Source organism: Mycobacterium sp. MS1601 (assembly GCF_001984215.1).
GTDB lineage: Bacteria > Actinomycetota > Actinomycetes > Mycobacteriales > Mycobacteriaceae > Mycobacterium.
The window spans coordinates 4,160,771-4,182,328 of record NZ_CP019420.1 but is presented as its reverse complement, the minus strand read 5'-3'; the positions used below and the strand labels follow the sequence as shown (position 1 = coordinate 4,182,328).

General features: G+C 64.7%; 21 protein-coding genes, 1 tRNA gene and 2 pseudogenes. 8 read left to right on the top strand and 16 right to left on the bottom strand.

Annotated features, from left to right (window positions below):
- Positions 1-3: 3 nt before the first annotated feature.
- The 3 genes from BVC93_RS20310 to BVC93_RS20300 are packed head-to-tail and all read right to left on the bottom strand — an operon-like array spanning position 4 to position 4,707.
- Entirely contained in the window at positions 4-1,152 is a 1,149-nt protein-coding gene (locus tag BVC93_RS20310; protein WP_083739042.1) for an acyl-CoA dehydrogenase family protein, read from the bottom strand.
- Positions 1,145-3,133, bottom strand: coding sequence for an acetyl-CoA carboxylase biotin carboxylase subunit (locus BVC93_RS20305; protein ID WP_083739041.1), 1,989 nt, complete (start codon positions 3,131-3,133; stop codon positions 1,145-1,147). The genes BVC93_RS20310 and BVC93_RS20305 overlap by 8 nt, the downstream gene beginning before the upstream one ends.
- 5 nt (positions 3,134-3,138) lie before the next feature.
- Positions 3,139-4,707 carry a carboxyl transferase domain-containing protein gene (locus BVC93_RS20300; RefSeq protein WP_083739040.1) on the bottom strand — a complete coding sequence of 523 codons (1,569 nt, stop codon included), beginning with the start codon at positions 4,705-4,707 and terminating at the stop codon, positions 3,139-3,141.
- Between the two features lie 102 nt (positions 4,708-4,809).
- Between BVC93_RS20300 and BVC93_RS20295 the strand changes: the two genes are divergently transcribed.
- Positions 4,810-5,430 carry an SACE_7040 family transcriptional regulator gene (locus tag BVC93_RS20295; protein ID WP_083739039.1) on the top strand — a complete coding sequence of 207 codons (621 nt, stop codon included), beginning with the start codon at positions 4,810-4,812 and terminating at the stop codon, positions 5,428-5,430.
- 5 nt (positions 5,431-5,435) lie between these two features.
- Here the strand turns inward: BVC93_RS20295 and BVC93_RS33620 are convergent, their stop codons facing one another.
- The 3 genes from BVC93_RS33620 to BVC93_RS20285 form a co-directional block, all read right to left on the bottom strand.
- A complete protein-coding gene (locus tag BVC93_RS33620; RefSeq protein ID WP_192860047.1) occupies positions 5,436-5,591 on the bottom strand; it encodes a hypothetical protein in 156 nt (51 codons plus the stop codon).
- A gap of 40 nt (positions 5,592-5,631) precedes the next feature.
- The gene (locus BVC93_RS34100) at positions 5,632-5,841 is read right to left on the bottom strand and encodes a hypothetical protein (RefSeq protein WP_083739038.1); all 210 of its coding nucleotides are present in this window, start codon (positions 5,839-5,841) and stop codon (positions 5,632-5,634) included.
- Between the two features lie 108 nt (positions 5,842-5,949).
- Positions 5,950-7,809 (bottom strand): alpha/beta hydrolase family protein, encoded by a 1,860-nt coding sequence (locus BVC93_RS20285; protein WP_442928964.1) that lies wholly within the window; start codon positions 7,807-7,809, stop codon positions 5,950-5,952.
- A gap of 120 nt (positions 7,810-7,929) precedes the next feature.
- Between BVC93_RS20285 and BVC93_RS20280 the strand changes: the two genes are divergently transcribed.
- On the top strand, positions 7,930-8,670 hold the full coding sequence (locus BVC93_RS20280; RefSeq protein ID WP_083741188.1) for an MmpS family transport accessory protein: 741 nt from the start codon (positions 7,930-7,932) through the stop codon (positions 8,668-8,670).
- An 8-nt stretch (positions 8,671-8,678) separates the two neighbouring features.
- Here BVC93_RS20280 and BVC93_RS20275 read toward each other — a convergent pair whose 3' ends face one another.
- Positions 8,679-10,007 (bottom strand): MFS transporter, encoded by a 1,329-nt coding sequence (locus BVC93_RS20275; protein WP_083739037.1) that lies wholly within the window; start codon positions 10,005-10,007, stop codon positions 8,679-8,681.
- Positions 10,008-10,066: 59 nt separating this feature from the next.
- Here BVC93_RS20275 and cmrA point away from each other — a divergent pair, with 59 nt between their 5' ends.
- Complete coding sequence (cmrA, locus tag BVC93_RS20270) at positions 10,067-10,873, top strand: mycolate reductase (RefSeq protein WP_083741187.1); 807 nt, start codon at positions 10,067-10,069, stop codon at positions 10,871-10,873.
- Between the two features lie 219 nt (positions 10,874-11,092).
- On the opposite strand, the gene BVC93_RS20265 is transcribed toward cmrA, so the two are convergent.
- The 3 genes and pseudogenes from BVC93_RS20265 to BVC93_RS20255 form a co-directional block, all read right to left on the bottom strand.
- Entirely contained in the window at positions 11,093-11,971 is an 879-nt protein-coding gene (locus tag BVC93_RS20265; RefSeq protein ID WP_083739036.1) for a hypothetical protein, read from the bottom strand.
- 139 nt (positions 11,972-12,110) lie between these two features.
- Positions 12,111-13,600: pseudogene (locus BVC93_RS20260) on the bottom strand (DUF7782 domain-containing protein).
- Positions 13,601-13,602: 2 nt separating this feature from the next.
- Positions 13,603-15,143: pseudogene (locus tag BVC93_RS20255) on the bottom strand (helicase HerA-like domain-containing protein).
- An 83-nt stretch (positions 15,144-15,226) separates the two neighbouring features.
- Here BVC93_RS20255 and orn point away from each other — a divergent pair.
- The 5 genes from orn to BVC93_RS20230 all read left to right on the top strand — a co-directional run bounded on the left by orn (position 15,227) and on the right by BVC93_RS20230 (position 17,911).
- On the top strand, positions 15,227-15,862 hold the full coding sequence (gene orn / locus BVC93_RS20250) for an oligoribonuclease (protein ID WP_083739035.1): 636 nt from the start codon (positions 15,227-15,229) through the stop codon (positions 15,860-15,862).
- Between the two features lie 43 nt (positions 15,863-15,905).
- Positions 15,906-15,978: transfer RNA gene (locus BVC93_RS20245), tRNA-His, on the top strand.
- Positions 15,979-16,265: 287 nt separating this feature from the next.
- Positions 16,266-16,559, top strand: coding sequence for a hypothetical protein (locus tag BVC93_RS20240; RefSeq protein WP_083739034.1), 294 nt, complete (start codon positions 16,266-16,268; stop codon positions 16,557-16,559).
- 90 nt (positions 16,560-16,649) lie between these two features.
- On the top strand, positions 16,650-17,000 hold the full coding sequence (locus tag BVC93_RS20235) for a hypothetical protein (protein ID WP_083739033.1): 351 nt from the start codon (positions 16,650-16,652) through the stop codon (positions 16,998-17,000).
- Positions 17,001-17,077: 77 nt separating this feature from the next.
- Entirely contained in the window at positions 17,078-17,911 is an 834-nt protein-coding gene (locus tag BVC93_RS20230) for a hypothetical protein (RefSeq protein ID WP_083739032.1), read from the top strand.
- 116 nt (positions 17,912-18,027) lie between these two features.
- Here the strand turns inward: BVC93_RS20230 and BVC93_RS20225 are convergent, their stop codons facing one another.
- From BVC93_RS20225 to BVC93_RS20200, 6 genes are all read right to left on the bottom strand, one after another.
- Positions 18,028-18,420 carry an HK97 gp10 family phage protein gene (locus BVC93_RS20225; protein ID WP_083739031.1) on the bottom strand — a complete coding sequence of 131 codons (393 nt, stop codon included), beginning with the start codon at positions 18,418-18,420 and terminating at the stop codon, positions 18,028-18,030.
- Positions 18,417-18,638 carry a hypothetical protein gene (locus tag BVC93_RS20220; protein ID WP_083739030.1) on the bottom strand — a complete coding sequence of 74 codons (222 nt, stop codon included), beginning with the start codon at positions 18,636-18,638 and terminating at the stop codon, positions 18,417-18,419. Before BVC93_RS20220 ends, BVC93_RS20225 begins: the two co-directional genes overlap by 4 nt.
- Positions 18,639-19,380: 742 nt before the next feature.
- Positions 19,381-19,809, bottom strand: a complete 429-nt coding sequence (locus BVC93_RS20215; protein WP_083739029.1) for a hypothetical protein — start codon at positions 19,807-19,809, stop codon at positions 19,381-19,383.
- The gene (locus BVC93_RS20210; protein WP_083739028.1) at positions 19,806-20,057 is read right to left on the bottom strand and encodes a hypothetical protein; all 252 of its coding nucleotides are present in this window, start codon (positions 20,055-20,057) and stop codon (positions 19,806-19,808) included. The genes BVC93_RS20215 and BVC93_RS20210 overlap by 4 nt, the downstream gene beginning before the upstream one ends.
- Positions 20,054-20,284, bottom strand: coding sequence for a helix-turn-helix domain-containing protein (locus BVC93_RS34775; RefSeq protein ID WP_442929098.1), 231 nt, complete (start codon positions 20,282-20,284; stop codon positions 20,054-20,056). Before BVC93_RS34775 ends, BVC93_RS20210 begins: the two co-directional genes overlap by 4 nt.
- An 87-nt stretch (positions 20,285-20,371) precedes the next feature.
- Positions 20,372-21,418, bottom strand: a complete 1,047-nt coding sequence (locus tag BVC93_RS20200) for a site-specific integrase (RefSeq protein ID WP_236950038.1) — start codon at positions 21,416-21,418, stop codon at positions 20,372-20,374.
- Positions 21,419-21,558: the final 140 nt, after the last annotated feature.

Below are 21,558 nucleotides of genomic sequence, written 5' to 3'. Positions count from 1 at the left end.
GGGTTACAACCCCATGGTCCGGGCGATCACCATGTACTGCACCTCGGTGGTGCCTTCCCCTATCTCCAGGATCTTGGAGTCACGGTAGTGCCGAGCCACCGGGTACTCGTTCATGAAGCCGTAGCCGCCGTGGATTTGAGTGGCGTCGCGGGCGTTGTCCATCGCCGCCTCGCTGGAGACCAGCTTGGCTATCGCGGCCTCCTTCTTGAACGGTTTGCCTGCCAGCATCAGGGCCGCTGCGTCGTAGTAGGCGGCGCGGGCGGCCTGGGCTCGGGCCTCCATACGGGCGATCTTGAACTCGATGGCCTGGTAGCTGGCGATCGGATTGCCGAAGGCGGAGCGCTCTTTGGCGTACTTCACACTTTCGTCCACGCAGCCCTGCGCGGCGCCGACCGACAGCGCCGCGATGGCGATGCGTCCCTCGTCGAGGATCCGCAGGAAGTTCGCGTAGCCGCGCCCGCGGGTACCGAGCAGGTTTTCTTGCGGTACCCGGACATCCTGGAAGGTCAACGGATGGGTGTCCGACGCGTTCCAGCCGACTTTGTTGTAGGCGGGCTCGGCAGTGAACCCCTCAGTGGGCACCGGCACCAGGATGGAGCTGATCTCGTTGTCACCCGTGAGCGCCGTGACCGTCACCAGGCGGGTGATGTCGGTGCCCGAGTTGGTGATGAACTGCTTGTTGCCATTGATGACCCACGTTGATCCATCCGCCCGAGCGGTGGTCTTGGTGGCGCCGGCGTCGCTGCCACCCCCGGCTTCGGTGAGCCCAAACGCACCCAAGGCCTTTCCGCTGGCCAGCAGTGGTAACCACTGCTGCTTCTGCTCCTCGTTGCCAAACCGGTACACCGGCATGGCGCCCAGCGACACCCCGGCCTCGAGGGTGATGGCAACACTCTGGTCGACCTTTCCGAGCTCCTCGAGCGCCAGACACAACGCGAAGTAGTCGCCACCCATGCCGCCGTACTCTTCGGGGAACGGCAGTCCGAACAGTCCCATGTCGGCCATTCCCGCCACCACCTCGTACGGGAACGAGTGCTCCTCATCGTGTTTGGCGGCCACCGGTGCCACGACGCTGCGCGCGAAGTCACGGACCGTCTTGGCGAGTTGGGCGTAGTCGTCGGGCAGGTTGCCGGTCGACAGGTAGTCAGTCATTCGCGTCACTTTCTGTAGCGATGATTCTGGCCAGCGGTTGGCCGACCTTGACCTGATCCCCCACCGCGACCAGCACTTCGACGGTGCCGTCGACGGGTGCGGACAGGGAGTGCTCCATCTTCATGGCCTCGACGGCAACCACGACGTCGCCGGCGGCGACGGTGGCACCGTGCTCGACGTTGACGGCAACCACCGCACCGGGCATGGGGCTGACGAGTTCGGCGTCACCGGCGTGTTCATCGTCGGGTCGCACCGGCGCTTCCCGCACCTCGTCGACGAAGGTGACACCCCGGTCACCCGCCAGCCAGATGCGGTGTTCTTCGGCGGCCACCCGGTAGCTCTGCCGGATTCCATCGAGGGTCACTGTCAGCTTTCCATCATCGAGAGCGGCTGTCAGACTGTGGGTTTCGCCACTTCCGACTGCGGCGGTGGCAGCCTGCGGCACTCCGCTGATCCGGACATGATCGGTGCGGCGCCCGGACTGCAGCCGGGTCACGATTGCGGCAGGTTCGCCGAGGCGCCATCCGCAGGGCTGCGACCACAGGTCGGCTCCGGCGTCCTGCCAGCGCAGCAGCCAGCGGTAAGCGGCAGCCGCCACCAGTTCTGCGTCACCGGCACCGGTGGGGACGTAGTCGCCGACCCGACGGTCCAGCAGCCCGGTGTCCAACCTGCCGGCCACCACGTCCTCGTCGGCGAGCAGGAAGCGCAGGAAGTCGATGTTCGTCACGACACCCAGCAGCGAGGTGTCCGCCAACGCCCGGTCCAGCCCACGCAATGCCGTGTCGCGGTCCGGCCCGTGTGCGATGACCTTGGCCAGCATCGGGTCGTAATCGCTGCCCACCGAGGTTCCCGCGGACATGCCTGAATCCACCCGCACCCCAACACCTTCTGGTTCCCGTGCGAGCAGCACCCGCCCACCGGTCGGCAGGAATCCGTTACCCGGGTCTTCGGCGTACACGCGTGCTTCGACGGCATGGCCGTCGAAGCTGATCTCGGACTGCGCTACAGCCAGCTTCTCCCCCGCGGCGATCCGGATCTGCCACTCCACCAGATCCCAACCGGTGACCATCTCGGTGACCGGATGCTCTACCTGCAGACGGGTGTTCATCTCCATGAAGAAGAACTCGTCGGGCCGGTCGGCCGAGACGATGAACTCGACGGTGCCCGCACCGCTGTAGGCGACGCTGCGGGCGGTGTCGCAGGCCGCTTGTCCGATGCGGTCCCGGGTCTGCGGGTCCAGCAGCGGTGACGGCGCTTCCTCGATCACCTTCTGGTGACGGCGCTGCAGGCTGCATTCCCGCTCGCCGAGATGGATGACGTTGCCATGGTTGTCAGCGAGCACCTGGACTTCGATGTGTCGCGGCCGCAGTACGAATCGCTCGAGGAACAACGTATCGTCGCCGAACGCCGACGCCGATTCGCGCCGGGCCCCTGCCAGTGCCGCGGCAAGATCCGCCGTTCGCTCGACCATCCGCATGCCCTTGCCGCCACCGCCGGCAGAGGGCTTCACCAGTACCGGGTAGCCGATCTCGTCGGCAGCGGCGATCAGCTGCGCGTCGGTCAGCCCGGGCTCCGCAATGCCCGGTACCACAGGGACGTTGAAAGCCGACACGGTCTGTTTGGCGGTGATCTTGTCACCCATGGTCGCGATGACCGAGGCCGGCGGGCCGATGAACACGATGCCGGCCTTCTGCAGCGCTGAGGCGAAGTCGGCGTTCTCGGAGAGGAATCCGTACCCCGGGTGCACCGCCTGCGCGCCGGTGCGCCGGGCCGCATCGACCACCGCGGGGATGTTCAGGTAGCTCTGCCGCGCCGGCGCCGGCCCGATCAGCACCGCGGTATCGGCCTCGGCGACGTGGCGGGCGCCGGCATCGGCCTCGCTGTACACCGCGACAGATCGGATACCCAGTTGCCGCAGGGTGCGGATCACCCGAACCGCGATCTCACCGCGGTTGGCCACCAGGACGGTTTCGAAAGTCATGCCACTCACATCCGGAAGACGCCGTAGGACACCGGTTCCACCGGTGCGTTAGCGGTCACTGAAAGAGCCAGTCCCAGAACAGTTCGGGTGTCAGCCGGGTCGATCACCCCGTCATCCCAGAGCCGGGCCGTCGAGTAGTACGGATTGCCCTGCGACTCGTACTGGGCACGAATAGGCGCTTTGAACTCCTCTTCCTGCTCCGCGGTCATGTCACCTCTGACCGTCGCCAGTACCGATGCGGCCTGTTCACCGCCCATCACCGAGATGCGAGCATTCGGCCACATCCACAGGAACCGCGGCGAGTACGCGCGTCCGCACATCGAATAGTTGCCGGCGCCATAGGAGCCGCCGATCACCACTGTCAACTTGGGCACCCGTGCACAGGCCACCGCGGTCACCATCTTGGCGCCGTGCTTGGCGATGCCGCCAGCCTCGTAATCGCGGCCGACCATGAACCCGGAGATGTTCTGCAGGAACACCAGCGGGATTGTGCGCTTGTCGCACAGTTCTATGAAATGTGCTCCCTTGAGGGCGGATTCGCCGAACAGTACGCCGTTGTTGGCGACGATGCCCACCGGGTGTCCGTGGATGTGGGCGAAGGCGGTGACCAACGTCTGTCCGTACTCGGCCTTGAACTCACTGAACACACCGCCGTCGACAACACGGGTGATGACCTCACGCACGTCGTAGGGCACCCGAGGATCGGTGGGCACCACGTCGTAGAGCTCACGTTGATCGGCGATGGCGTCCACCGTCGGGCGCACTTCCCACGGTGACGGTTCCCGCGGCCCAAGGCTTGCGATGATGTCGCGCACGATGCGCAACGCGTCGCGGTCGTCGTGAGCCAGATGGTCGGTGACGCCGGAGGTCCGCGAATGTAGTTCGCCTCCACCGAGTTCCTCCGCGGTTACCACTTCACCGGTGGCGGCTTTCACCAGAGGCGGTCCACCGAGGAAGATGGTGCCCTGGTTGCGCACGATGACGGCCTCGTCGCTCATCGCGGGCACGTATGCCCCTCCCGCGGTGCAGGACCCGAGCACTGCGGCGATCTGTGGAATTCCCTTGGCGCTCATCGTCGCCTGGTTGTAGAAGATCCGGCCGAAGTGGTCCCGGTCGGGAAACACCTCATCTTGACGCGGCAGGAACGCCCCGCCGGAGTCCACCAGATACAGGCACGGCAGCCGATTCTGGGCGGCGATCTCCTGGGCCCGCAGATGCTTTTTCACTGTGATCGGGTAGTAGGTACCACCTTTGACGGTGGCGTCGTTCGCGACGATCATGCATTCGCGCCCCGACACCCGACCGATACCGACAATCATTCCCGCACCGGGGCATTCGTCGTCGTACATGCCGTCCGCCGCCAGCGGAGCCACCTCCAGCAGCGGACTGCCCGGATCCAGCAGCCCGTCCACGCGGTCGCGGGGCAGCAACTTGCCGCGGGCTACGTGGCGCTCGCGGGATTTTTCCGGACCACCCAGCGCGGCGATCGACAACTTGTCGCGCAACTGGGCCGCCAGTTCGAGGTGCTGCTCGCGGTTGGCCAGCTGTCTGTGGTTGGACAACACGGAGGTCATGCCCACTCCATCGCTATTTCGGTTAATGACGAATAACTGATGGTATGTTAGTCATGATTAACTGAAGTTGTCCAGCACGGAATTCCAGGCGGAGGCGCCGAGATGTCCACCCCGAACGCGACCAGGCGCAGCCAGGCCAAGTCCGACCGACGCTCGCTACTGTTGAAAGCCGCTGAACGGCAGTTCGCCGAGCGGGGATTTTTGAGCGTGCGACTCGAGGACATCGGCGCCGCCGCGAACGTCAGCGGACCGGCGATCTACCGGCACTTCCCCAACAAGGAGGCCATGCTGGTGGAACTGCTGGTGGGGATCAGCACCCGCCTGCACAACGGCGGGCGCGCTGTGGTGAACCAGGTCGAAACCCCTGAAGCCGCATTGACGGGGCTCATCGACTTCCATCTGGACTTCGCACTCGGCGAACCGGACCTGATCCGCATCCAGGACCGCGACCTGAGCCAATTGCCGGCCGCCGCCCTGCGTCAGGTGCGTCGCAGCCAGCGACAGTATGTGGAGGTGTGGGTGCACGTACTCCAGCAGGTTCACCCGGGTCTGGCCGAGGCAGACGCACGGTTGATGGCGCACGCAGCATTCGGGTTGATCAACTCGACCCCGTACAGCACGAAGCCGGTCGGGGCAAACCCGACCGGCTCCGCACCGCAGTCACGTGCGGTACTGCGTGCTATGACCCTGGCCGCGCTTCGTTGCGCGATCGACGGGTCGTGACGGCTCTAATACCAGGCTTTGCGCCCAGCCACCGGACGGCCAACCGCTCCCAGAATCCAGAAGACGGCGCCGATCACCAGCAAGATGATGCCGATGGTCCACAGAATGTTGATGTTCAACACGAAGCCCAGAATGAGCAGGATAGCTCCGAGGACGATCATGGTTCCTACCTTTCAGTGAACTGAATTCTCTGTACGGGCCCTAGGCGCTGGGCTGCGGCAAGTTGCAGCTCTCCACCGTCGGATTGACACCCGCGTAATTCAACGGCCCCACCACTACGGTCAGTGCAATGGAACCCGCTGTCGCGCAGTTGGTTTCAGCGCTCTCGAAGTACCCCCGCTGAAACGCGGCAAACACTCCGATCAAAAGCCAGATCAGGACAATCACGCCGAGTAGACCACCGCGTCGCATCAGAGCCTCCGTTCGACATCTCACTACCTGGCGAAGCAAGGTTTACCCGTGCGCAAAATCTCCAAACATGACGATTTGGTGGCGTTTTGGCCGCACCGCGTGACGTGTCTAGCGAGCGGCTGTGAAGGCGCTGTGCAGCCATTCACACACCGCATTGGCCAGGGCGGCGCGGTTCTCCCGCTTGGCGATCTCATGCCCGTCGTCGTCGAACACCAGGTAGCGCACGGTGCGCCCCCGCTCGCGCAGCGCCTGCGCCATCTGATCAGACTCCCCCACCGGCACATTGGTGTCGTTGCCACCGTGTACCAGCAGCAGCGGGGCCGTCAACGCATCCACTCTCAGCAACGGCGACAACTGATCCAACAGGTCCCGGTCACTGATCGGGTGCCCGTACTTGGGGTAGGCCGCCGCGGCAATCCACGCCTCGGTGTTCCGGTAGAAGGTGCTGAGGTCGCTCATCCCGCAGATGCTGACGCCCGCGGCAAACAACTCCGGATGGAAGGTCAACGACGCCAGGGTCAGATAGCCGCCGTAGGACCACCCGCCCACCGCGACACAGTCCCGCTCGGCGAAGCCGTTGTCCACCAGATGGTGAACGCAGTCAGCGACGTCGTCGATGGCCGCGAAGCGGCGCTCCCGGTCGTCGGCGTGCATGAACGAGCGCCCGAAACCACCGGAACCACGGACATTGGGCGTCAGCACCGTGATGCCTTCGTTGAGCAACTGCGGGAACACCTCGCTGTACCCGGGACGCGACTGGCCTTCGGGTCCGCCGTGCAGATAGATCAGCGCTCCGATGCTGTCCACCCCCGGCGGGGGTGCGTACCGCCACGCGGTGATCTTCATTCCGTCGCGCGCGACGATGGTGTCCAGGGTGGGCGCCGACGCCAGCGGACCCGACATGGGCACACGGTCCACCGCTTCCCACTCCAGCGTCCTGGTGTCCACCAGTTCGACCGTCCTTGGCTGCCACGGGCTCTCGACGGTCATGGCCACCATGGAGCCACCCGCGCTGATCGACAACTCACTTGCCACCAGGCCGGGCAGCGGGATGGGCGGCGACAGTGTGTAATCCGCGTACTGAAGTATCTGTAACTCGCTGCAGCCGTTGATGTTCCACAGGATCGCGACCGTGGACATGTCGTCGCTGACCACGAACTCGTCGAGCTCGTAGCCCGGTTTCTCGGCCACCACGTGATACGTCACGCCGTCCTCGGTGACCGTGACCTCCAGCAGCCGGGCGTGGTCGGCGCCGTTGTCCGAGCGAATCAGCGCACGCACAAAACCCTCGGTGCTGTTGGGGCCATACGTGGAAGCCGGCTGGTAGAGCTCCATGTTGTCGCCCTCAGCACCCGAACGCAGCCGACGGGGACCGTGGTCGTCGAGTATCACACCCATGTCGGTCACGGAGCCGGGATCGTATGGCAGAAGCGAGATCTCGGTGAGTCCGCGCAACATCAGCAACTCGCGGTACCCTCGCGGCCCGACCCGCACCAGCGAGGCGCCCGCCCACGAATCGACCAGCCGGCCTGCCGAACGTCGGTCCAGCACGATCCGGTTGCCGGTCGCCGGGTCGATCAGACAGGACTCGCCGACACCGTCTTGGCCGGTCAGGATCGCGGCCACCTGGGTACCGTCCCAACCGATCAGCTCGGCGGTGGCGTCATCGGTGTCCGAGCCCAGGCCGTCGATCCGGCGCGCATCACGGTCGTCAGGGTCGGTGGTGACCACCCAGATCTGGGTGCGGGAGGCACCGTCGGGAGCCACCTCGCACGCCAGCCAGTGGCCGTCGGCGGAATGGATGACCCGGGTGACGGGACCGTCAACGGGAAGTTCCACGTCGCGCGAGGAGCTGGCGCGCCAGCCGCGCAGGAAGCGCTGCACAGCGCGGGGGTAGCCGCCGTCGTCGACGATGTGCGCGAACGCCGTCGCATCGGGCGACAGCGATGCGCCGTAGATCGCGCGCACTCGCGGTCCCACCGAACGCCTCCCGTGTTCCTAGTCCGCCGACACCGTATCGGTTTGTACCCGGCCATGTTGTCCGGGATCCGGGCCCACGCGGGTAGCGTGGGCGAACATGAGGTGGGCATGAGCGATCCGCGCCGACCCGACGGGTCTGATCCATATCGCGGCGGCTGGTCCCAGCCGACGCAGCCGATGGGCGACCAAAACGCCCCCTACCCGGACCCGGCGTACGCCGGGCCGTACAGCTATCCCAGCTATGCGCCCAACAACCCCACCCAGCAGCTGCCGCCCTACTGGACGCAGACCCAGCAGCCGATGCAGCAGCCGCCGGAGCCGCCGGAACCCCGCTCACCGCGGTGGCTCTGGCTGGCTGCAGGCACTGCTGTCCTGATCGTGGTCGGCCTGGTGATCGCGCTGGTGATCAACGAAACCAATTCGAAGGAAAGCACCTTCGTGGCGCCGCTGCCGCCGGTGGCTCAGGAACCGACGACACCCACCCCGACGCGGGCACCGCCGCCGATCCCCCGGACCACGACTGCGACGCCCACCCCGACGACATCGATACCGTTGCTGCCACCCACCACGACAGTGCCCGGTGTCAGCGAGCCGGTGGTGTACACCGTCGACGGGGTAGGACGGGCGATCAGCATCACCTACGTCGATGCCGGCGGGGTGCTGCAGATGGAATTCAACGTGGTACTGCCGTGGACCAAAGAGGTGAGCCTGTCGTCGCCGGCGCTGAACGCCGCCAGTGTGACGGTGCTCAACGTGGGCCGCGAGGTGACGTGCACGGTATCGGTGGACGGTGAGCAGGTGCGCAAGCGGACGGGCACAGGCCTGACCATCTGCGCGTCAGCGGGGTGACTGCGCAATCAGACAGAGTGGGCTGAGTGCGCAGTGTGGCGTGGCACCTTCACGAACAGCATGGCCAGCAGCCCGGCGCCCAGCACCACACACAGTCCGGCGGTGCCCGCGCGATCGGTGCCGAACGCGTCGATGAACATGAAGAACATCCACGGCGCCAGGAACGACACCGCCCGGCCCGTCATCGTGTAGAGCCCGAACGCCACACCCTCGCGGCCGTCGACGGTCATCCGCAGCAATTGGGTGCGTGCCGAGGATTGGGTGGGCCCGACGAACAGACACAGCAGCAGCCCGCACACCCAGAACGCCACGGAACCCGACAGGGTGAGCAAGGTCAGCCCGGTGATGATCATGGCCGTCAGCGAGGTGACGATGACGGGCTTGGATCCCACCCGGTCGTCGACCATGCCGCCGACCACCGCACCTACCGCCGCAACGATGCACGCCGCGATACCGAAGATCAGCACATCGGCTTCGGTGAGTCCGTACACCGAGACACCGAGCACCGCACCGAAGGCGAACACCCCGGCCAAGCCGTCGCGGAAGACCGCGCTGGCCGCCAGGTAGAACACCAGGTTGCGGTCCCGGTGCCACTCGGCGGAGATGTCGGTCCACACCTTGCGGTACGCACCGATCAGGCCGATGCGCTCACGCGGCGGCTCCACCGGCTTCGGCCAGCGGTGCATGGTCAGCAGCAGCGGCAGTGCGAAGATCGCGAACCAGGCCGCCGCCAGCAGCATCGCCATCCGGATGTTCTCACCGCCCTCGGTGGACAGGCCCAAAAACCCGCGGGTGGGTCCGTCACCGGCGATGAAACCGAAGTACACCAGCACCAACAGCAGAACACTGCCGAAATAGCCTGCCGCCCAACCCAACCCCGAGATCCGACCCGAGTTCTCCGGCGTGGAGAGCTGCCGCAGCAGCGCGTTGTACGGCACGCTGGCCAGGTCGCCGCACGCCGCCGCGACCGCCAGCAACGCCAACCCCGCGAACAGATAGCCGGGCTCGTCGCGGATCAGGCTCATCGACGCTGCGGCGGCAACGGCAAGACCGGTCAGTATCGCCAGCACCTCGCGCCTCAACTGAGAGGCCTGCACCCACACTCCGGTGACGGGTGCCAGTAGCGCGACAGACAGGCCCGCGATGGCCTCGGCTCGGCCCAGCCAGCTCACCGGTGACGCCCCGCCCGGTGTGCCTTCGCCGACAGCGCCGGTCAAGTACACCGAGAACACGAATGTGACGACGATGGCGCCGAGACCGGTCGAGCCGGTATCCCACATGGCCCAGGTGGCGATCCTGGAACGGGCCGCTTTGGGTGGACCGTCCACGGAGCTCATGCCGGTCACCCTAGCGACCCGCCACTGCGCCGCAGGCCACGCTGTTTAGGATGACCATCGTGCCAGTACCCAAGCCACATCCCGATGCGCGCGCCGTTGTCACCGGCGCCTCCCAGAACATCGGCGAAGCCCTGGCCCTCGAACTCGCCGCCCGCGGACATCACCTGATCATCACCGCCCGTCGCGCGGAGGTGCTGACCGCGCTAGCCGAGCGGATCACCGCGCAGTACGGCGTCACCGTCGAGGTGCGTGCCGTCGACCTCGCCGATCCCGCCGCGCGTGGCGTGCTGTGCGACGAGCTCGCACAGCGCGACATCTCGATCCTGTGCGCCAACGCCGGCACCGCGACGTTCGGAGCGATCGCCGACCTGGACCCGGCCGGCGAGAAACAGCAGGTTCAGCTCAACGTGCTCGGTGTTCACGACCTGGCCCTGGCAGTGGTGCCAGGGATGGTGGCCCGCGGCGCCGGCGGCATCCTGATCTCCGGTTCGGCTGCGGGTAATTCGCCGATTCCCAACAACGCCACCTATGCGGCCAGCAAGGCGTTTGCCAATACGTTCAGCGAGTCATTACGCGGTGAGCTCAAGAGCGCCGGCGTGCACGTGACGCTGCTGGCGCCGGGGCCGGTGCGCGAGACCCTGCCCGCCGAGACCGAACAGTCGCTGGTGGAGAAGCTGATCCCGGACTTTCTGTGGATCTCCACCGACTACACCGCCAAGCTGTCACTGGATGGCTTGGAGCACAACAAGATGCGAGTGGTGCCCGGTGTGACGTCCAAGGCCATGTCTGTGGCCAGCGGCTACACCCCGAGAGCAATCGTCACGCCGATCGTCGGCGCGGTCTACAAGAAGCTCGGCGGCGGGTAGCCCGGTCGAGGCAAGCCGAGCGCCCGAGAGCGTACGCGTGTCCAAGGAAGCCGAGCGCTCGAAAGTGAACGCGTGTTCAAGGAAGCCGAACGCTCGAAAGTGAACGCGTGTCACCGTGTGGCGAACTTCGGCCCACTTTCGCGCCAGCAGGTGACTGCCGGTCACTCGAGTGGGCATTCACGTTTCGGCGGGCATTGAGCTTCCCCCGGTGAACGCCAGTCACCCACGGGCGAGATCTGAGTTGCGTTTCCGCCGCTGAGTGACACGCGTTCCCTGTCGGTCGCGAGCCGCTCTGACCGCTCGAACGATCTGAGCCTCCGAGTCCTCCTTGAAGACTCTGACCACCGCCCAGCCGAGCAGCTGCACCTCTTCGATGCGACGGATGTCGCGGACATACTGCTTACGATCAGTGCGGTGCTGGTCGCCGTCATACTCGACCGCGACCTTCAGCTCCTTCCAGCCCATGTCCAAGCGGGCCACGAAGTGACCGAACTCGTCGCGTACCTCGATCTGTGTCTCGACCGGTGGAAAACCATTGCGCTGCAGCAATAGTCGCAACCACGATTCTCTCGGCGATTCTGCACCAGCGTCGACGTGTGCAAGCACTTGTTCCAGGAGCCGAAGACGCGGCGAGCCCCGATGACTTCCGGCCACCGCGTCGATGTCGGCAACAGTGACGCCCGTCGCCTTCAGGAGGGCGTCGACGTCGGCGACCAGGCCGAGGCGAGCAAGATCGAAGCCCGTTCTGGCCGGCGAGGTGACGAGCATGCCGCTGACCGTTCGCTTCTCCTCCGGAAACAGCCGGCCTCGGTGCACACGAACTCCGCTCGGCGGCTTGGTACTGGAGTGGAACAGGTCGACGTCGCAGGAGTTGTCAACCCACCGGGCGCCGTACAGAGCAGCAGCGGCGGCACCGGCAATGACACCCTGCCGTCTGCTCCACAACCACGCGGCCTCGGTGCGGTCATACAGCGTCGCCACCATGGACCGATCGATGTACACCCCGGGCAGCAGAGGGCGGCACCGGGTGCGCAACGCATGCCGGTTCAGCAGTCCGGCGGCCAGCGCCTCAGAAGCAAGAAAGGGACCGACAATCATGGACCAACGCTGGCACGTTCACGTCAGCGCCGAATTCGTCCGTCCACAGGGTGAACGTCAGTCACCTGCGGGCGGAACTTCGGGCGCTCGTGCGCCACAAAGTGACTCGCGGTGCCAACGGCCGGGGTGCGGCAGAGCGTCATTCCGCGGCGTAGAGGATGCCTCGCCCGATCGCCTCACGTACCACCGGCAGCGCGGCCTTGGCCAAAGCGTCACCGTCCACGCCGTGATGGGCGGCCAGCAGATCGACCAGCATGCCCAGCGGCACCTCGCCCCGGCAGCCGGCCAGCAGCGCGCGGGACACCTCGTCGACGCCGAGCACCGCGCCGGGCCCGCCCGGTCGGCGCACTGCCGCACCCACCGTCTGCCAGCCATCCGGACCCGGCAGTGACTGCTCCTCCAGGAACACCGGCGCCGTAGACAACCTGGCCGACAGCAGCTGATCATCGGTGGTGTCGTACAGGTACTCGCGGCGGGCGAAGAAGGCCGCCACCTCCGGACCCGTCAACTGCTCGTCGGCGCCGGTGATCTCTTCGAGAACCCAGTCCGGCGGCCGCTTCTCACCGATGCGTGGGGCCTGCACGGTGATCATCCCCATGCCCACGCCGGCGATACCCTCGGCATCGAACCAATCCAGCCACAGACCTCCGCGACGGGCCGCCTCTTCGGGCAACTCCCCGCATCCGAGGTCCACAGCGACACGTAGCTCACCGGGTCGGCAAACTCGCGTTGCACCACCCAAGCATGTAAACCCGTGTCCGCCAACCAACTCGACACGCGGTCACGCCAGTCATGCCCGTCGCGCACAATCCAGTTCGCCATGATCTGCGCGGTGCCGCCCGGTTCCAGGAAGTCACCCAGTTGTTCGATCAGGCTGGAGCACAACGCATCTCCGGCCATGCCCGAGTCGCGGTACTGGAAGTCCAGCGCCCCGGTGCCTACCACGAACGGCGGGTTGGACACGATCAGGTCAAAGCGTTCCCCGGCCACCGGTTCGAACAGGCTGCCGCGCCGCAGATCCCAAGCCATGCCGTTGAGTCGGGCGGTGGCCGCGGCCAGTGTCAACGCGCGCTCATTGGTGTCGGTGGCGACGATCTGTTCGCAATGCGCGTCAAGGTGCAGTGCCTGGATGCCGCAACCTGTTCCGAGATCCAGCGCGCGGCGCACCGGGTTACGGACCACGGCGTGCGCCAGCGAGATCGACGCGCCACCGATGCCGAGCACGTGGTCGTGGCGTACCGGGCCGGGCCGCAGCGCGGCGTCCTGATCGGACACCACGAAAAAGTCACGAATCCCGTCGCCGTGGGGCCGGATGTCCAACGCCGCCCTGATGTTTCCCCCGACGGTGTCGACGACGCCGTTGGCCACCAGAGCATCCAGACTCGCGGTCGGCATCGCTTGCTGCACTAGGTCCGGGGTTTCGTCCGTCCCCAGGAGAAACAGCCGCACCAGCACCGCAAGGCGCTGCCGCTCGGCGTCGGCGCGGTCGGTGGCGCGCAACGCCGACCACCACAGACCACGACTGAATGCGGCGCCGGCGTCGGCGCCCAACAGTTCGGCAACTCCGTCGGTGGTGTAGCCGGCCGAGCGCAGGTCGGCGCCTATGGCGTCGACGACATCCGGTTCCATGATCAACGCCTCCTGCGCCGGCCTGTGCCGAAGATGCTGCGGGTGATCTCACGACCGATCACCGTCCCCGCCGAGCGCATGGCGCTCTTGAATGCCGGGCTGTCCATCACCTGCTCGAGCAGCCCCGGTTCGGCGGGGCAGGCATGGGCGGGATGCCGACGTCCGTCGGAACCGGGGGAAAATCCGGTGCCGGCGGGGCCAGCTTGGCGGCCAGACGTTCATAGGCCGAGTCCCGGTCGATGGTCTGGCCGTATTCCTGTTGCAGCGAACTGGCTTTCGCCGCGGCGGTGATGGCGTCGGGACCGATGGTGTCCATCAACGACCGGGGTGCGCGCATCCGGGTCCAGGCCACCGGCGTGGGTGCGCCGCGCTCGGAGAGGACGGTGACGACCGCCTCACCGGTGCCGAGCGAGGTCAGCACCGATTCCAGGTCGTAGACCGTCGATTTCGGAAAGGTGCGCACCGTCTTCTTGAGCGCCTTCTCGTCGTCGGGGGTGAACGCCCGCAGCGCGTGCTGGATGCGCGCTCCGAGTTGGGACAGCACATCGTTGGGGATGTCGGTCGGCAGTTGGGTGCAGAAGAACACGCCGACGCCCTTGGAGCGGATCAGTTTCACCGTCTGCTCGACCTGCGCGAGGAACGCCTTGGACGCGTCCTCGAACAGCAGGTGTGCTTCGTCGAACACGAACACGAGTTTCGGCTTTTCGACGTCGCCGACCTCGGGCAGATCAGTGAAGAGGTCGGCCAGCACCCACATCAGGAAGGTCGAGAACAGCACCGGGCGGGCAGCTTGACTGCCGAGTTCCATCAGCGTGATCACCCCGCGACCCTGCGGATCGGTACGCATGAGGTCCGCCGGCTGCAGTTCGGGTTCCCCGAAGAAGGTGTCCCCGCCTTCGGCTTCCAGATTGACCAGCGCCCGCAGGATCACCCCGGCCGTCGCCTTCGACACCGCGCCATGGGCTTTCAGTTCGTCTTTGCCGCCGTCGCCGGTGAGGAACGTGATGACCGAGCGCAGATCCTTGAGGTCAAGCAGCGGCAGCCCCTTCTGGTCTGCCCAGTGGAAGATCAGCCCCAGCGTCGACTCCTGGGTCTGGTTGAGGCCCAGAACTTTTGACAGCAGAACAGGCCCGAAGCTGCTGATGGTGGCGCGCACCGGGACACCGATTCCGGTGGTGCCCAGGGAGAGGAACTCGACCGGGAAGCCAGTCGGCACCCAGTCATTGCCGGTGTCGGCGACGCGCTGGCCCACCACATCGGTGCTCTCCCCCGGCCTCGACAGCCCGGACAGGTCGCCTTTGACGTCGGCCATCAGCACCGGCACACCGGCGGCACTGAGCTGCTCGGCGATCACCTGCAGGGATTTTGTCTTGCCGGTGCCGGTGGCGCCCGCCACCAGCCCGTGCCGATTCATGGTCGCCAGCGGAATCCGAACCTGCGCTTCGGCGTGGGCGGCCCCGTCCACCACCACGCAACCGAGCGTCAATGCGGCGCTGTCGACTACGTAACCGGACGCGATGTCAGCAGCGGCGTCGGTGTTCACGACCCCGTAGCCTACTGCGCCACGGCACCAACGAACGGGGTGTGGACGCGCCGCCGTCAGCGCGTGGGCTTAATGTGAGGCCTGTGCGGGAAGAATTGGTGTGGATCGACTGTGAGATGACCGGCCTGGATCTGGGCTCGGACAAGCTGATCGAGATCGCTGCGCTGGTGACCGACGCCGACCTCAATGTCCTGGGTGACGGCGTGGACGTGGTGATCCACGCCGAGGAGGCCGCGCTGACCGGAATGGTCGACGTGGTCAAGCAGATGCACGCCCGCTCCGGACTCACCGAAGAGGTCAGGCGCTCGACCGTCGATCTGGCAACCGCCGAGGAGATCGTCCTCGACTACATCCGCAGCCACGTCAAGGCCGCCAACACCGCGCCCCTGTGCGGCAATTCGATCGCCACCGACCGTGGCTTCCTGGCTCGCGACATGCCTGCGCTGGACAACTACCTGCACTACCGGATGATCGACGTCAGCTCCATCAAGGAGCTGTGCCGCCGCTGGTACCCGAGGATCTATTTCGGCCAGCCCGAGAAGGGGCTCGCCCACCGCGCACTCGCCGACATCCACGAGTCGATCCGTGAGCTCAAGTACTACCGCCAGACCGCGTTCGTGGCGCCGCCTGGGCCTTCTACCAGCGAGATCGCGGCCGTCGCGGTGACACTGGGCCCGCCGGGGCAAACCGATTCGGCTTCCGACGGGTCGAGAGGTTAAGATCGACCACGCTGCGCAACCGGGCGACCGGCGAGCAGTGATGGTGGCTGTAGTTCAGTTGGTAGAGCACCAGGTTGTGATCCTGGCTGTCGCGGGTTCGAGTCCCGTCAGCCACCCCGCAGGTGGGAGAGGGTTTTCGACTCTCCCACCTTTTGCATTCCCAGGGGGCCTGCACCCTTATTGCAACGCTGGCTCACCTAATTCCGATACTTTCCCGGTGCCGGTGGGTTACCCAATAATATTATGACTGTAGTTCGCTATAGTCACCGTTTCGGTTAATTTGAGTATAGCGCGCTATAGCCTCTGAACTGCGATTATACGCGTTCACGCCTCGGAAAGATAGAGCTGTTCTTCGGTTGCTGAGCCGTCGTATTGTTGCGCCACCAGCCGACAGGAGGCACCAGTGAAGACCTACTTGACCAACGCGCTGTGCTGCGACTGCGCCACCCCTCGCACCGTGTCCGCGTCGTGGCATCCGCCCCGCGACGCCAACCGGGACGACGCGCAACGGATCGCCACGCTCAGGTGTCGGCAGTGCGGGGCCAAGACTCGCCACGCGTTGGTGTGCGACCTGGCTCCGTTGCGTGATGATCTGTTGCGGCGGATCGAGGAGGCGGCCGATAGCGTCACACTCGCGCACACCAGCATTCCTCTGCTGGCGCGGTTGGCAGACGCACTGGAAGCGGTGCGCGGATGACCGAGGACGAATTGCTGTTCGACGCTCAGCAGCGGCTGGCGTTCTGCATGAAGAAACAAGCGAAAACAAGAAAGCAGGGAGCGCTACCAAATGACATACGTAAACACAACCTTGGTCGAGTTCACCGTGTGGGGGTCGTCCGCTGAGGCGGGACTCGTCTTCGCGATCAGCGATCAGGACGGCGCTCCGCACGGCCACTACACGTGGCGGCGTCCCGCCGACCCAACGCAGGAAGACGAACCGCCGAAGGTCTTCGCCGAGGATGGGCGTGGGTTTCCGGTGGGTCACTCGTTGACACCACGCGAGTACCTGACGGCCGTCTTCGGTGATCACCTTGCCGAGTTCATCACCGACTACTCGTGTTGGTACCCGAAGTGCAACGAACCCCGCGACACCGAAGGGAAAGCGCCGAAGCTACGGAAGATCATTCAAACCGGCTAAATGTCCTTCTGCAGGGACGCCCCGCCAAACACACCCCCCCAACCGCCGTCCAAAATATCGCGGGCGACAATCGGGCCATGCGATACTCCGACGTGTATGAGCACGGAATCGAGGTCCGCGCGGGAGTGGATGAGGCACCCGGTGGGCTCCGCCGCCTGGCGACGGATCGCCGCCAGGTTCACACCGGCTTTGCCTTTGAGGCAATCGACTATGACGGCACGTTTCCGAACTATCGCGCTGTAAAGCTCGACATGGTTGGCGCATCGCACCGAATGTCCGACTTCTACGAAGAGCGCGACATTAAGTACTGCGTTCGGAGCACGTTGTACCACCTCAACCGATTAATCGAGCTCTACGTTGATAAGCGACGGCGCTTTGAAGATCGCGCCAGACCAGACGCCCTGCGCGGAAACTCCGGTGACCCGCGAATGTACTTTGAGGTTGACGCATTCCTTGGTGCGGCTCGGGCCATCTACGAAGCGATATCGAAGCTGCTGTGGAAGCACTACGCCCTTCCCCGGAAGATGACTGGACGTTGGCGATCAATCACAAATGCGATGAACGCCAACGTAATTCCCGCGGACTTCTCCGAATCACTTCGGCAGAGTTGGAGCGATTGTGGCATCAAACTCAAGGACTATCGCGATTGCATCATGCACAACGCTCCACTCACCGACGGTGCTGGAATTCTCTATTACAACAAGTTTGACGGCAGGTGGGGCGTAACTGTCCCACTCCCGTCCAATCCGGCAACCAAGAGCCGTTCGGCCTTTGACAACATCCACGGCAACGGAGTCGACGCACTCAGTTATTGTCATGGGGTGGCAATGCATTTGGTCGCTCTGTGCGAGGAGGCTGTTGGTCTGCCTGAGATCGCAACGCATCTAGCCAACCCACCGAAGTACTGGTAACGCATTGCATCGAGGAAGTGGGCACAGCAGCGGAGGAGGCAGCGGCCGTTCCGTCTGATCGGCCTCTGCCTCCTCACGTCACGGTGAGCCGACCGAATCGGCCAGCTCCAAAGTCCTTAGTCCGGGGTGCCGCCATGGCGTAGTGCCGCTTTGGCGTAGAAGGCGTGTTCCTCGGTGTCGTCGGTGCCGTACTCGAGGAAGTGGGCAATGCTGGACTTGGTTTCGATCCGCCACGACGGAAGTTTTCCTCTGCCGTAGCGGTTCTTGACCTTGTTGCTCTCCACGAATTGCCCAGTGGCGTAGCCCTTATCGAGGCTCACGGTGGCGTCCTGCTTGATCTCGTCGCAGATACCCTTGGCCTCCGTGCGGCCCTTGCGCTTCAGCTCACGCTCGCCCTGGACTTCGATGGCCTTGCGCAACTCGCGAGCAAGATCGTTGGTGAGCTGCTTCTCGGACTGCACTTCGGCGGCACGGACGATCGCCGCACCCAGATCGTTCTTCTTGCTCAAGACACCTTCGCTCGGTTGAACATCTCGTCTACGTCGAGTGCGTTTAGGCTGCCCGTCAGCGCCAGCTTCGCAGCCAGCAGCTCCAGACCGAGCTCCTCGGCTACATCCACGGTGATCGGCACCAGGACGCTCTCACCGTCGAGTCCGGTGATGGTCAAGGTGATGGCCTTTTCCTTGCGCCAAATGGCAAGGTCGAAGTTTGCCCCAGGCAGTTTCATGTCGATACTCCAATAAGGTCGGCGCGGCGGCGAAGTTCGCGTACCAGCGCGTTTGCAGCGCGTTGTTTATCCCGGAACTTCGCCTGGCGGATGTGCGCACATCGGATGCATTCACCATCGCGGGTATAGTCATTCGGGCCACGCAACTGGTGGGCACCGTTTTTGCACAGCATTGTTGGCCACTCCTAACGGTGGGTAGGTAAAAGAATCGTGAGGGGAAACCCTCCACTTCAATTATATCATTAAGTATTCTAAGTATCGTTTGCTAGAATTACCTGTTTGGCCTGCACTAATGCCCGATGCCGTGCCCATATGGCGTCAAGGGGCTTGTGGGCTACATCACTGTCATTCTGGCCAAGGAGCGGGATGCACTCGTGCGAGGGGCCCCAATTCTCCTCCTCGTCCACATGGGTGAGTCGCTGCCGGTCCTCCGGCCGCAATCCTCGCCTGCGACTGCCCGCGGGCCTTGCCTTGTGGCTGGGCCGTTGCATCAATACGCTAGGCGGAATGTTGTTGCGGCGTAACCGCTTCACCTTGGGTAGCCACCCTGGTACGCGATCTACATAGGAGTGCTGTTCGTCGGACTCGGTGATCTCCGGCAGCACCGGCCGCGTGAGCCAAGCCATTTCGAGTTCCAGCGACAGCTCGGCGAAATCGCCGAGCCACTCGCCGTATTGGGGTTGATGAACGAAGTAGGGGCACTTACAGGTTGGTGGATACCCGCCGCAGCCGAGGCAGACGTTCAGGCCTTCGTCCAGTCAGTCGAGCGGATCCACGCCAGTGTGGCCCGCGGGTCTTCGTCGCGTTCCTTGGCGAGCCGGATGATCGCCTCACCGGCAAGCGCTGCCACCTCGATGACGACTTGCCCCGGATGTTCGACGGCCCGGAGGAAGGCCGCGTTGTAGGCGTCAGAACGCGGGGCATCTGCGACGGTCGTGGTCAGCACATCCTCGATCTCCTGGGCGACAAGCGTGTTAGCGCGGTCGCTCCAATCGCGTTGTACAACCTCGCGTTCGACCGCCTCCCAATGTTCGTCACATGCCCCGACGCCCATGTGCTTGCCGTTCTCCTGCACCAACATTCGGTTGGTTGGGTGCTGGTCGCAATCGGGATAGGAGCACTCGTGAACGTTCTCTTTGAGGAGTTGATACACGGCGTCTGCATCGCTCACTGGACACGCCGCATGAAGTCGTCAATGGCCTTGCGGCGCGCAGCCTCGGCGGCATTCTTCTTCGCATCGATGGCAGCGTTCGCTTCTTGCATCATCGCCGCGATGAGCCGTTCGCTCTTGGAGTGCCGATCCTCGTTCATCGCCACCATCGCCGCGTGCTGCGCCGCGTGCACTCCGCTATCGATTCGGATCTGGTCGGGCTTCTCGGCGTCGAGATCTGCGACGGGCAGTCGGTGGTAGTCGCTCACTTGGCACCCACCAGGGTCAGTAGTGAGCCTCGATCAATGCGGATGGCGCGCCGGCCGATCCGACGGCCACGCAGCTGGCCAGCGGCTAGTAGCCGGCGGACGTGTTTCGTGCTGCACTGCAAGTAGTCCGCGGTCTGCCGACTGGTCAGCCATGGCGGCAAGGTTTCCGGCAATGGTCCTCCTGTGTGCGTCTGGCCCTTCGTGGGGCCTCTACACCGAGATTGCACCGAAAAGTGTTGTTTGCCAATCACTCTGGTAGTGCCTGATGTGGGACTAGCTTATACCCCTGCCCTACCGCATATGCCAAGTGTGAACTAGTGCCACATGTGGGAAACTTTGGCGAGTGCCGACATCGCCTCAGCGATCTTCACATCCCGTTCCTGGGCCGCGATCTGGTAACGCATCGCCATTCCCGGCGTCGCATGTCCCAATCGGCTCATCAATTCTTTGGTGGTCGCGCCAGCCTGCGCGGCGAAGGTAGCCCCGACGTGACGTAGATCGTGAATCCTCATGTCGGGCTTGCCCACTACGGCGAAGCCTTTCTTAAGCTGCTTGGTGAAGGCAGTCGTAGAGAGCCGCTGACCACGAGTTGTGGTGAACACGAACGCATCCGCACCCGGCTTGGTGAGCACCTTCATGTGGTCGCGCAACTGGCTCGCCACATGCGGCGGCACTGTGACGTCCCGCAGTCCAGCATCCGTCTTTGTCTTGCCGACCACCAGCGTGTTGTCTACACGGGTGGCAGCGCGGCGGATCTTGAGCGTCATTAGCTCGCCGTCGTCGTGCACGTCTTTGCGACGCAGTTCGATGAGCTCACCGAAGCGCAGCCCGCACCATGCCGCGACGGGCACCGCCACCCGGTAGTTGGCCGGCACCTCCTCCGCGACCTTGACCAACTCGGCAGGCGTCAATGGCTTCACGTCACGCGGTTTGGGTGGCTTCCCCGCGGAGGCGATCTGGCACGGGTTGACCGTGATCATCTGGTCAGCAATCGCAGTATTGAAGATCGACTTCAAGAGTTGGTAGCTGTGGATGTTCCGGGTCGGGGTGTCCTTCCCCAGCCCCACCCACCACGCCCGGATGTCCGCGGGCGTCACGGCCTTGACAATCGAGTCACCGAGGGGCGGCAGGATCCGGCTATCTAGGAGCGCGGTGTACAGCGAGCGCGTCTTGGGGGCGAGGTCGCGGTGCTCCATCCACTGGGCGGCGTACTCCCGCACCGTGAGGCCGGCAACCACCTCACGGGCGGCACGCACGGCAGGCGGCGTCCACGTATCGAGTTCGATCAGTCTGCGCTCGGTGGCCAGCCACGCCTCGGCCGACAAGTCGTCACTGAAGGTATGCACGGCGTAGTAGCGCATGCCGTCATCGTGGACATAAGAAGCCTGAATTCTGCCGCTCCGCATGGTGCGTAAAGTGCCCCATCCGCGGCGTCTGGCGGCCTTGCGAGTAGCAGGTTTTGGAGACATGTTGCAACCTTAGCCCGCAACTCCTATGCAAC

What these genes read in the sequence shown, in the direction of transcription:
- BVC93_RS20295 (WP_083739039.1), top strand. Translation starts at nt 4,810, where the DNA reads ATGTCCACCCCGAACGCGACCAGGCGCAGCCAGGCCAAGTCCGACCGA.
- BVC93_RS20310 (WP_083739042.1), bottom strand. Translation starts at nt 1,152, where the DNA reads ATGACTGACTACCTGTCGACCGGCAACCTGCCCGACGACTACGCCCAA.
- BVC93_RS34100 (WP_083739038.1), bottom strand. Translation starts at nt 5,841, where the DNA reads ATGCGACGCGGTGGTCTACTCGGCGTGATTGTCCTGATCTGGCTTTTG.
- BVC93_RS20275 (WP_083739037.1), bottom strand. Translation starts at nt 10,007, where the DNA reads ATGAGCTCCGTGGACGGTCCACCCAAAGCGGCCCGTTCCAGGATCGCC.
- BVC93_RS20220 (WP_083739030.1), bottom strand. Translation starts at nt 18,638, where the DNA reads ATGAAACTGCCTGGGGCAAACTTCGACCTTGCCATTTGGCGCAAGGAA.
- BVC93_RS20280 (WP_083741188.1), top strand. Translation starts at nt 7,930, where the DNA reads ATGAGCGATCCGCGCCGACCCGACGGGTCTGATCCATATCGCGGCGGC.
- BVC93_RS20305 (WP_083739041.1), bottom strand. Translation starts at nt 3,133, where the DNA reads ATGACTTTCGAAACCGTCCTGGTGGCCAACCGCGGTGAGATCGCGGTT.
- BVC93_RS33620 (WP_192860047.1), bottom strand. Translation starts at nt 5,591, where the DNA reads ATGATCGTCCTCGGAGCTATCCTGCTCATTCTGGGCTTCGTGTTGAAC.
- BVC93_RS20230 (WP_083739032.1), top strand. Translation starts at nt 17,078, where the DNA reads ATGCGATACTCCGACGTGTATGAGCACGGAATCGAGGTCCGCGCGGGA.
- BVC93_RS20300 (WP_083739040.1), bottom strand. Translation starts at nt 4,707, where the DNA reads ATGACCTCCGTGTTGTCCAACCACAGACAGCTGGCCAACCGCGAGCAG.
- BVC93_RS20235 (WP_083739033.1), top strand. Translation starts at nt 16,650, where the DNA reads ATGACATACGTAAACACAACCTTGGTCGAGTTCACCGTGTGGGGGTCG.
- BVC93_RS20200 (WP_236950038.1), bottom strand. Translation starts at nt 21,418, where the DNA reads ATGCGCTACTACGCCGTGCATACCTTCAGTGACGACTTGTCGGCCGAG.
- BVC93_RS20265 (WP_083739036.1), bottom strand. Translation starts at nt 11,971, where the DNA reads ATGATTGTCGGTCCCTTTCTTGCTTCTGAGGCGCTGGCCGCCGGACTG.